This is a genomic window from Aquirufa echingensis, from assembly GCF_042714525.1.
Taxonomy (GTDB): Bacteria; Bacteroidota; Bacteroidia; order Cytophagales; family Spirosomataceae; genus Aquirufa; species Aquirufa echingensis.
On the sequence record NZ_JBBKYA010000001.1, the window covers coordinates 347,965 to 359,581 of the forward strand.

Below are 11,617 nucleotides of genomic sequence, written 5' to 3' on the forward strand. Positions count from 1 at the left end.
CAACGCGCCAACTGTCGCCGCGGCGGGGGCCCCCCCCCCCGCCCCCCTCAACCCCCCCCCCCTCTCTTTCGTGATTATTGATTCAGGTAATATCGATGCATAGCTTTTCCTTCTTTCTCGAAAACTGCTTCTTGCATGAAATTTAGTTTTTGAAGTAATTTAATGGATGCCAGATTGTTGGCCTGGCAAATAGCTAGTACGGTTTTATGCGTTTTTTGTTGGTAGGCCAACCACGCTTTACTCGCTTCGAATGCATATCCTTTCCCTTCATATTCAGGTAGAAGCGCAAAGCCTATATCAGGACTAGGTAGAAAATCGCGTTTGACCCAGGTTACAACCCCTATAGGCTCTTGCTTATCTTTTGTTTCGACAACCCAATAGGTGATGTAGGGATTGGAAAGCATGTTTTGTAGGTATGAATTTGCTTGATCTAATGTTCGGACTTTTCGGTCACCAATAAAACGAATAAAGCCCGGGCAGTTTATCAGTTTCAGCATAAAATCGATATCATCAAGGCCGATTGGGCGCAATAGAAGCCGATTTGTTTCGATGGATTGCATATATCAGGAAACTTTTAAAGTAAGGCGCTAACTTAGACGCTGCCGGGGTCGCAGACCCCGGCAGCGTCAACCCACCCTACAATTTTTTTAACACCACTGCGCATCCACCCCCACGTTGCAGGCGGAAGGTTAAATTGGAGCTTTTGGAAACTAGTTTCTTTTCAATAACATAGGCTTCCGGGTTTTTTTCAAAATCGGCATCATCTGCATCTCGGTATAACATCGCTTCATAGGCCGTTCCTGCATCCAAGAAATCCAAAGCCAACGAAACATTCCGCGCATTCTCGTCCGTAATGGAACCGATGAACCAAGTATCCTTATTTTTAGCTTTGCGCGCGATGCTTACATAATCCCCTGGTTCAGCCGAAAGTACTTTCGTATCATCCCAGTCTACTGCTACATCTTTAATGAACTGAAATGCGTCCAAATGACCCTCATAATTTTCCGGTAAATCTGCCGCCATTTGCAAGGGACTATAAACCGTAATATACAGCGCTAATTGCTTTGCCAATGTCGATCGAACCTTCTGCGTACGAGTCGAATCAAATTGATTTAAGGACATGTGGAATAAACCCGGAGTATAGTCCATCGGTCCACCCATCAAACGCGTGAAGGGGAGAATCGTTGTATGTTCCGGTATAATTCCCAACGTAGGGGCATTGTTAAATTCGGAGCCGCGTGCTGCCTCAGCTGCCATCCAGTTCGGATAGGTGCGGTGTAAGCCGGTTGGGTGCACCGACTCGTGGGAATCAACCATCAAGTGATATTTAGCCGCTTTTTCCGCCACACGATTGTAATGATTCACCATCCATTGGCTGTCGTGATGCTCCCCACGCGGAATGATTTTCCCTACATAGCCTGTTTTCACCGTATTAATTCCTTTTGAAACCATGTACTGATAGGCCTCATCCATCCGGCGCTCATAATTCGTTACAGAACCCGAGGTCTCATGGTGCATGATCAAACGCAAACCTTTGGCCTGCGCATATTGCGTCAAGGAATCTATCGCATAATCCGGATAAGGGCTCACAAAATCGAATACTTCCTCTTTCCAATTTCCAAACCAGTCTTCCCAACCTTGATTCCAGCCTTCCACCAAAACGCCATCAAAACCATGTTGGGCCGCAAAATCAATGTAACGCTTCACATTCGCTGTATTTGCCCCATGTTTTCCTCCTGCCAAAGGCCAATTCGCCTTCCCAATATGCATCTCCCACCACATTCCCATGAATTTCTGAGGCTTAATCCACGTGGAATCCCCAAATTTGGCAGGCTCATTTAAATTCAAAATCAATTTGGATTCCAAAATCTTCTCCGCCTTCTCACTCATGACCATCGTCCGCCAAGGTGTCGAAAACGGCGTTTGTAAATAAGCCTTATTTCCCACAGCATCCGGGACTAAAACGGATTGGAAGGTCTGTGTCGTTTGGTCCAAACGCAAATGCATTGCCGGATAATTGACCAAAGCCGCTTCGTGAATGTTTAGATAAAAGCCATTTGCCGACTTCATCATCAAGGGTGTCTGAACCACATTCTTCCCCATCAATGCCGTTACTGCAATATCCTTTTCCTTCGCCGCAGCTGTCGTCGCGTCAATCTCGCTTAGCTTTGTCTTGTTGTAGGTATATTCGTTTGTGTCATAATCCCCCGGAATCCAGAAAGCAGTATGATCGCCGGACATGTTGAATTGCGTCAACTCTTGATCAACAATGAAATGTTGGAAATTCGCCTGTACTGGAAAATGATAGCGCAACCCCACACCATCATCGAAAATTCGAAATATCAGATCGATCAAAATTCCATTGCTCGTCGTATGTAAAACTAATTCATTGTATTGGTTGGATATTTCCTTCACTTCGCCCCAAATAGGCTTCCACGTCGATGAAACGGCGGAAGAATCGATGCTGAGCACGGTAAACTTCTTCAGCTCTATTGCCGGCTTTTTCAGAATAAATCCTAAGGTTGAGTTCGAAATAACCTCTTTCCCTTTTAGCTGAACTTGATATGTCAAGGATCCGTCGACTGTTTTTACGGTACTTAATTGAATTCCTTTATTTGGGGAATTTAACACCGCAACTTGTTGGGCTAAACTTGGGAATACGACGAATGCCGAAAGCAGGCAAAACAAAAACCTCATCATCTTGTTATCTTTAGGGTGAACAAAAATAGCCAAATCTTTCTTTCTGCCCAATTTTGATTTTGTTTAGGCAGTTTATCATAATACATATAAATGAGCGGCTTTAGGCTATGTTTTCGTAGATAATGATACAATATCAAGAAACTTTTATAAAAAGCTACTAACTTAGACGCTGCCGGGGTCGCAGACCCCGGCAGCGTCAACCCCTACCAGACCTATGCTTGAAAATTTAACTCATTATTTTAACACAATTCCCAGCGCGCATCGCGCCTTCATTTTAGCCGGAGGAATTGCCTTTTTTTGGTTGGTAGAAGGAGGGATTCCTCTTTTTCGTTTCGAATATAATAAATGGAAACATGCGGGGCTCAACTTGTTTTTCACGCTCACAACGATCATCATCAACTTTGCATTTGCCACGCTGATTGTACGAGCAAGTGATTGGTCTATTCAGCATGAATGGGGTTTGTTGCCTTGGTTTGGTCTTAGCGGTTGGGCTCAACTGATTGTGGGCTTATTACTCCTAGATTTAGTAGGGGCCTATTTTATTCACTGGATTGAACATAAAATCAAGGTTTTGTGGAAGTTTCACATGATTCACCATGCAGATACCATGGTGGATACGACAACGGCTAATCGCCATCATCCTGGGGAAAGTGTTTTCCGTGCCATCTTTACGCTTCTAGGTGTTTTGATTTGTGGTGCTCCTATGTGGCTGGTCATGTTATACCAAAGCATCAGTGCGCTCCTTTCTCAATTCAACCATGCAAATATTCGTCTGCCAAAAAGCTTGGACCGGGCCATTTCTTACATTATTGTATCGCCTGATATGCACAAGATTCATCACCATGTCACGCGGCCACAAACGGACTCAAACTTTGGAAATATTTTCGCGATTTGGGATCGTATTTTTGGGACTTTCAACGTCACACCCATTGAGCAAATTCAGTATGGCTTAGATGTTTTACCCGATGAAACGACGGCTGATATACGTTTTCAACTGGGTATTCCTTTCAATTCTCAGATCAAAACGGACGAGTAATTCAATTCTATAGAATCCTAAATCTTTGAAATTTGGCATGCTCATAGGGTAAAATAGATCTGATCAGGATGGTCACATGTCCGGATTTTCGAAAACAGGACATGTAAATTTTCCCCGTTTATGCCTTAATTTCGCTCCCATGGCCTTTTTTTGATTTTGGTACACTCGATAGCTAGGCTCGCGATGCGACTTGACTTGTTTTACTATAGTTGATTCACTTAATTTTACTTTTTGTGAAATATAACGTTTGCTTCCAATTAGCTCCGTTTTCTAAATTATAATAAAAAATGATTGATCAGTCTACACAGAGATCCTCTGGGGGTTTGGCACTAATTCGAGTGCTTAAGTCTCATGTTATTAAATTCTTTCTTTTTTCGCTCGTTTTGGGATTGAACACGACACAATTAGTCGGTCAATGTATCCCCACGGACAAATACGATAAAATCATCAGTTCCTTTCATCAGTCATTGGCAATTAAAACCGATGGTACATATTCCGTATGGGGTGATAAGATGTCCAATAATGGAACTACAGAGGTTCTTTCGCCTCAAGATATTAACTCTACAAATTATCCTGCGTTAACTGGAACTGTTTTAAAAGCGTCTGTTGGTAGTAATGGATTTAATCAGTTAAGTGCTCAAGCTGTATTGTTGTCAACTTCTGGTTTGTTCGCTTGGGGAACGGCTGGGGCTGTTTTGGAATCATCCTTGACAGGTGGGGGCGATAGTTTTCGCAGAATTACAACACCTACGGGAGGCGATGGTTCTACAGGACTTCCTACTGGAGTTGCGCCAACAGATGTAAAAATGTTGTTTACGAGCTATCAAACGCTCGCTATTGTAACTAATGCTGGTAATGTTTGGGTATTAACGCAAGCAGCTATGCAATTAACAGGAAATGGTTTAACAGGGGTACCAACAACTGCACAATCGAAAACTTGGTACAAGGTTAAAACGAGTGCGGGTGTAGATTTGGCCAACATAGAAGCAATTCGTGGTCAAGTTGCAGATGATGCTCATAATGCATTAATGGCCGTATCCACAAGTGGGGATATTTACACATGGGGTGCTTCTACTTATTTGGGTAACGGATCTGCTGTATCAGCTAGAACTTATGCAACTGCCATGAGTCTACCTTCAGGTGTAGTCGGCTCTGATGTAAAAATGATCGGTGTGAATGGAGGTAATCAAACAACCAATTCGACAAATAACACCTATTATATTCTTTCCAACCAAGGCTTTTTGTACGCCATGGGTGAAAACAACAACAGGCAAGTCGGAGATTTTACAACTACTGATCGTTTAACTTGGGTCAATGTAAAACAGAATGCTACGACAAACATGTCGGGAATTGCAACATTTTCCGTACAAGAACATGACGCTAATTTCTCTGCCGCTGTAGCGGTTACTAATTCTGGTGATTTATACACCTGGGGTGAGAATCCTAGAAATATGATCGGTCGGCCAACCTCTAATACAATTTATGATCCGGGAATTCCCTCATCCTTTAACCAAGGAACAGATTTAGCTATTTTTGCAGAAGTTGGTGGACATACTTTGGTTTATTTGAAACAAGGAACTACGCAGTTTTGTTACGTTGGTCACAAGGTAAAAGGAAGTATGGGAGATGGGTCGGCCGTTGATGCCGATATTACAAATTTTGATTGTAGTAATACGCCCTCCCTTTATATTTGCGGCTCTATTCCCGTCGTAGCAAGTCCTATTACGTCACTTATTTCAGCCAGCCAAACAAGTATCAATGCGGATGGTTCATCTACTTCAACGATTACTATTCAGTTGAAAGATGCTTCAGGTAATAACTTAACAACAACAGGTGGAACTGTAACCGTTGCAACTTCTGCCGGAACACTTGGAACTGTTGTAGATAACAATAACGGTACGTATACGGTCATTTTGACGAGTTCAAATACGGCAACGACCGCCAATATTACTTACGTTCTTAATAATACTAATGGCACGAATACTGCGTCAGTAGCTTTTGTTTCCGGAGGAACATCCGCCCCTACAGGAGCCGCAAGTCAAACTTTTTGTATAGATGCATCGCCTACACTGGCCTCAATTGTGGCAAGTGGAACTGCCATTCAGTGGTACGCCGCCTCATCAGGTGGTTCAGCATTAGCAAGCTCAACTGCATTAACGAACGGAACAACTTATTATGCCACTCAAACCGTCAGCAGTGTGGAGAGTGCTAGCCGTTTGGCTGTAACGGTTACCATATCGCCAACAGTCACTATGGCTGTTAGCCCTTCAAGCGCTACACTTACACTCGGCCAGTCGGTTTCCTTAACCGCATCAGGTGCTTCAAGTTATGCATGGTCTCCTTCAACCAATTTATCGGTTGCAACGGGTGCTACAGTCACTTCCACGCCGACCTCGACAATTACATATACCGTTACAGGTACTTCTGGCGCATGTTCTTCATCAGCAAACGTAACAGTTACGTTGGGCTCACTTGACACTGACGGCGACGGTGTGTCCGACACACAAGAAGCTTTAGATGGCACAGATCCCAATAATGGATGTAGTTATAATGCAAGCAGCCAAGTGCTAGCTAATACCTCAACAGCCTGGAGAAATGCAGACTGTGACGGTGACGGTAATCCAAACGGTACGGATTCAGCGCCATTGAATTATTGCCAAGATGGATCTGGCCTCGCCCCACAAGTGGGTACTCCAGCGTATGACTTTTTCCGTGATGCTGATTGTGATGGCGACGGCATTTCTAATGGTTTAGAGTGTCATAATGGCGGTTCAAATTGTGAAGACTTTGATCGTGACGGAACTCCTGATTATTTAGATCAAGATTCTGATAATGACGGAATTTTAGATATTTCAGAAAAGCGTGTTGATTCAGATGGTGACGGACATTTTGATTATATCGATATTGATTCTGATAACGATGGTATCTTAGATAGCCGCGAAACGGCTGCTGATTTCGATCAAGATGGAACACCTAATTTCCTTGACTTGGATTCAGATGGAGACGGGATCTTAGATAGCTTCGAAGGCCTGATTAAATTCCGTAATCAAGTTGACAACAACAACGATGGTCGTGTAGATTGCACAATTGATGCCAATGGAAATGGTTTATTAGATTGTGTTGAAACCGCGATGGGTGGAGCATCTGATGAAGTTCCTGACACGGATGGTGATGGCGCTGCCGACTTCTTGGATTTAGATTCAGATGCCGACGGAATATTAGACCGCATCGAACTTCGTGGCGATATGGATGGTGATAACCTACCAAACTACCGTGATTTAGATTCTGATGGCGATAAATTGGGCGATTCAGTTGAAGGCATATCCGACAAAGACGGAGACGGTGCACCTAATTTCTTAGATTTAGATAGTGATGGTGATGGAATTTTGGATCGAATCGAAGGACCTACAGCTTGCGTAACTTGTACAGATCGCGTTGATAACAATGAAGATGGTTGGGATGATCGTTCCCAATTCGTAGAAGGTGGCTGGTCAGTTGATACAGATAAAGATGGTTCGCCTGATTTCTTAGATATCGATTCAGACAACGATGGTATTCCTGATGCGGTAGAAGCTGGTTCAGATCCATTGAACCCAGTAGACACGGACAAAGACGGCACTCCTGATTTTAGAGATTTGGATTCCGATAACGACGGTATTCCAGATGCGATCGAAGCAGGTAAAGATCCTTCGGTACCTGTTGACACCGACAAAGACGGAACACCTGATTTCAGAGATTTAGATTCTGACAACGACGGCATCACTGATGCAATCGAAGCGGGAGTGGATCCAACGAAACCTTTGGATACTGATGGCGATGGCATTTACGACTTCCGGGAAACCGACAGTGATAATGATGGTATCTTAGATAAAACCGAAGCAGGTGCAGATCCAAGCAAGCCGATAGACACTGACAAAGATGGTTTACCAGATTACCGTGATATCGATTCAGATAACGATGGTATCATCGATAACATCGAGAAAGGACCTAACGGCACGCCGATAGACACGGATGGTGACGGATTACCTGATTACCGCGATTTAGATTCAGACAATGATGGCATCTCGGATAATATCGAGAAAGGTCCAACAGGCACACCGATAGATACGGATGGCGATGGCTTACCGGATTACCGTGATTTAGATTCTGATAACGATGGTATCTCGGATAACACTGAGAAAGGGCCTACATCTACACCAGTAGATACAGATGGCGATGGCTTACCGGATTACAGAGATTTAGATTCAGATAACGATGGTATCTCGGATAACATCGAGAAAGGACCAACAGCTAATCCAATCGACACGGATGGTGACGGTTTACCGGATTACAGAGATTTAGATTCAGATAGCGATACGCTTTCAGATAACATTGAAAAAGGACCAACGTCTACGCCAGTCGATACGGACAAAGATGGCAATGCGGACTTTAGAGATTTGGATTCTGATAATGATGGAATCACGGATAAAGTAGAGGCAGGTCCAGATCCAAAGAATCCATTGGATACTGATAAGGATTTGACTTATGACTTTAGAGATATCGATTCGGATAACGATGGTATTTTGGATAGGGATGAGGACAATTTGAATATAAGTGGCTTAGCGGATTGCGACCGTGACGGTATTCCAAACCGTTTGGATGCTGATAAATGTCCAAGCTTCATGCCACAAGGTATTTCACCAAACGGTGATGGTAAGAACGACACGTTCATCATTCCAGGGATATTGTCTTCGCAACCGAATACGGTAACGATCTTCAACCGTTGGGGTAATATTGTCTATGAGAAAGACAATTACCAAAACGATTGGCATGGCCAAACAGATCGTGCTTTTGATTTATTAGCGAGTGATGGACTAGTACCTGATGGAACGTACTATTATGTCGTGGATTACAAAGGCAACAAATCAAACGTGAAGTCATTTATCTACGTAAACCGATTGGAAAAGTAATCGTCGGATCACATTAAGAACAAGCAATAGCATGAAAGCAAATATAAATTTTAATCAGAGAGTAGATCAATTTAAGTGGACCAAGGGTCTTTTGACCCTTGTTTCCCTTGTTTTGTTGACCTTAACTGCTCAAACAAGTTTGGCACAAGTGGAGTCGATGTATTCATCTTACCGCTTGAATCCACAGATTTTATCTCCAACTCATGTGGGGAGCGATTCTGTGAGTGATATTACGGTCATCAACCGCCAGCAATGGGTTGGTGTGGAAGGCGCTCCGGTAACTTATGCAATTTCCGGAGATTTTAAATTCAAGCAACAAAGTGGCATTGGCTTCAATGCTATGTACGATCAAGCAGGTCCTGTGAAGGTAACAGCGCTTAGTGGGGATTATGCTTATCATATCCGCTTAAACGATCAATGGCGTTTTTCAGGGGGTATCCGTGCAGGCTTATCAAACTTGAGTTTGGACTTTTCCGGATTGTCTTTAGTTCATGACGGGGATGCCTTATTCAGTGGCAGTCGCTCGACGGGTTTGATGTTTAACACAGGATGGGGCTTGAAAATTAACAAAGGAGATGGCTTTTTTGTCAGCTTATCGCAACCTCGTTTATTTAAATATGATTTAGGCAGTGGTTCTTATAAAGATGTTGCCTACTTCTACACGATGATTGGAACGAAATTGAAGTTGAACGACCATGTGAGTATATATCCTTCAGCCTTATTCCGCAGCGCGAAAGATGTTCCGTTGAGTTGGGATGCCAACGTATATGCACATCTGCATGATCGTTTTGATGTGGGATTCAACTACCGCCACCAAGACAGTTGGGGCGTTCGTTTGGGCGTTCAAGCCACTAAGAAGATTTATATAGGTTATGTATATGAGATGCCTACCTCGGCGATGAGCAAGATGAGTTTGCAGTCGCATGAGATTGCACTAAGATATTCATTAGTAAAATAATTAAGAGATAAGAACGAAGAGTTAAGGGGTAAACTGAGTAGCATCCTATTTCAATATTGCTCCTTGTTAATTATTAACTCTTCGTTCTTCATTTAATTTCTAAGAAGAGACCCAAGGTAATTTTTAGGTAGTTGCAATAATTCTCGCGCTACATTTTACTTCTAAACTCTTACCTCTAAACTAACGTCCAACGTCTAAAATGAGGCATCGCGTCACAAGTATAGTTTCATCTCTTACCTCTTAGTTCTTAACTCTTAACTAAAGTCCAATGTCCAATAGCGCCACCGGACTCTTCACCTCAATATCAGCTTTTAAATCAGCCATCTCACCGGTTTCCGGGTTGAATGAAAATTGCTGAATTCGGTTTTCATCTTTACAAGCAACAAATATCTTTTTACCTGATCTGTCAAATTGGAAGTTTCGAGGAACTTTACCTACCATAATTTCACGTGTAAAATTTAGTCTACCTGACTCCCCTATACGAAACACAACCAAGGAATTTTGCGTGATGCGATTCGATGCTAATAACCATTGGCCATTTGGTGAGATGTGAATATCGGCGCTTGCTTTAGGTTCTGTCCCTTTGGAAAAATCAATTGTCTCGCGTTGAATGGCTTTCCATTCTCCGTTTTGGACTGCATAAACATCAACCGTCCCACTTAGTTCTCCCACGATGTACACAAATTTTTCGTCGGCAGAAAAAACAAAATGCCGCGGACCCGTTCCTGCCGGGAATTGCGTGATGCTGTATTTTGTCTCCAATAATCCATCCGGACGAATGGCATAATGGTAAATTTTATCTGCGCCCAAATCCGAGACATGTAATTGATCTTCTTTGGCGGATAATACAACCATGTGCGCATGGGATTCGCTTTGTTGGGGATAAATTCCCTTGCCAAAATACTCCAATTTTTGGCTCATGGCACTAATTTCCCCCTCCTTTGTTTGAAACACCGACACACTACCTCCCATGTAATTGGCCGTGTAAAGTGTTTGGCTTTTCTTCCGAAAATTGATGTGGCAGGGTGCATCTCCTTCAGTCAATTGCTGATTGACAAATTCCCATTTGCCCTGCTTATTTTTCTTGAAACTATGTACAGCACCCGCATTGTTCACTTGCTCGGAAACCGAAAATAAGTATTGCTTGTCGGGCGTCATGTACTGATACGACGCCTGCGGAACGTCCAAGGATTCTAACACCTGTTTGGTTTTGGTATCCATAAATGCAATGCCCGGATTTCCTTGCTGGGTGTAGGAGCCCACTAACAATGTGTCTGCGGGTGTGCTAAACAATGAAATCAAGGTGTGAATGAATACCAACATAGCCAATTAGTTTAAAGGATATAATGTAGCCAAGCTCTGAATCCAGGCTTGAAATAATTTGTTTTCTAAGTCACAGGCCACCGCGGCATGTGTTTCCCAGTCGGGGGAGAATTCCGCCAACTGCGCCTTCATCTCATTCAAATGACCTACCTCTTCCACAATGATTGATTTCACCTGGATTTTGGATTGTTGGGCCGTTAAAATATCTTGATAAATAGGATACAATTCATCTGCGCGCACCTCGATGGCATAAGTAACTAAAAGGTAGGAAGCCCATTTTAGCTCATACCCACTTAAACCCAAGGTTTTTTTGATGTATTTACTTACCCAGACATCTAACATATCTAAATAATATTTCGATGTTTGAGGGCTGATTAACCATGCGTCATCATAATTTTCAAAGCCTTTGGTAGCTAATTTCGAAATCTGCTTCTTTAAATAATATGCATGGCGATGTTCCTCTGCGGCATGTTTTAGGATGAGCAAACTCACATCTGTCTTAGACTCAAAACGGGATATTTTTTTTGCTCCAGTATTCTCCATAAACGATAGTGTATTTAACCATTGCGCATGGACAAAGGGGTCTTTCGTAATTTGTTCGATTAAAGGTTTTAGCAATTGTGTCATGAAGGCGGATTTTAATTCGTTGTA

Annotated in this window: 7 protein-coding genes; 3 read left to right on the forward strand and 4 right to left on the reverse strand. The window is 42.9% G+C overall.

Features of this window, described 5'->3' with window-relative positions; all coding sequences use genetic code 11:
* Positions 1–74: 74 nt before the first annotated feature.
* Both SKC38_RS01505 and SKC38_RS01510 read right to left on the reverse strand, forming a co-directional pair.
* On the reverse strand, positions 75–560 hold the full coding sequence (locus tag SKC38_RS01505) for a GNAT family N-acetyltransferase (RefSeq protein WP_377974483.1): 486 nt from the start codon (positions 558–560) through the stop codon (positions 75–77).
* Between the two features lie 76 nt (positions 561–636).
* Positions 637–2,697, reverse strand: a complete 2,061-nt coding sequence (locus SKC38_RS01510) for a glycoside hydrolase family 97 protein (protein ID WP_377974863.1) — start codon at positions 2,695–2,697, stop codon at positions 637–639.
* A 217-nt stretch (positions 2,698–2,914) separates the two neighbouring features.
* Between SKC38_RS01510 and SKC38_RS01515 the strand changes: the two genes are divergently transcribed.
* The 3 genes from SKC38_RS01515 (at position 2,915) to SKC38_RS01525 (ending at position 9,643) form a co-directional block, all read left to right on the forward strand.
* Positions 2,915–3,736, forward strand: coding sequence for a sterol desaturase family protein (locus SKC38_RS01515; RefSeq protein ID WP_377974484.1), 822 nt, complete (start codon positions 2,915–2,917; stop codon positions 3,734–3,736).
* 338 nt (positions 3,737–4,074) lie between these two features.
* A complete protein-coding gene (locus SKC38_RS01520) occupies positions 4,075–8,685 on the forward strand; it encodes a T9SS type B sorting domain-containing protein (RefSeq protein ID WP_377974486.1) in 4,611 nt (1,536 codons plus the stop codon).
* Positions 8,686–8,716: 31 nt separating this feature from the next.
* Positions 8,717–9,643 (forward strand): PorP/SprF family type IX secretion system membrane protein, encoded by a 927-nt coding sequence (locus SKC38_RS01525; RefSeq protein ID WP_377974488.1) that lies wholly within the window; start codon positions 8,717–8,719, stop codon positions 9,641–9,643.
* Between the two features lie 258 nt (positions 9,644–9,901).
* On the opposite strand, the gene SKC38_RS01530 is transcribed toward SKC38_RS01525, so the two are convergent.
* Entirely contained in the window at positions 9,902–10,966 is a 1,065-nt protein-coding gene (locus SKC38_RS01530) for a lactonase family protein (protein ID WP_377974490.1), read from the reverse strand.
* Positions 10,967–10,972: 6 nt separating this feature from the next.
* The gene (locus SKC38_RS01535) at positions 10,973–11,593 is read right to left on the reverse strand and encodes a hypothetical protein (RefSeq protein ID WP_377974492.1); all 621 of its coding nucleotides are present in this window, start codon (positions 11,591–11,593) and stop codon (positions 10,973–10,975) included.
* Positions 11,594–11,617: the final 24 nt, after the last annotated feature.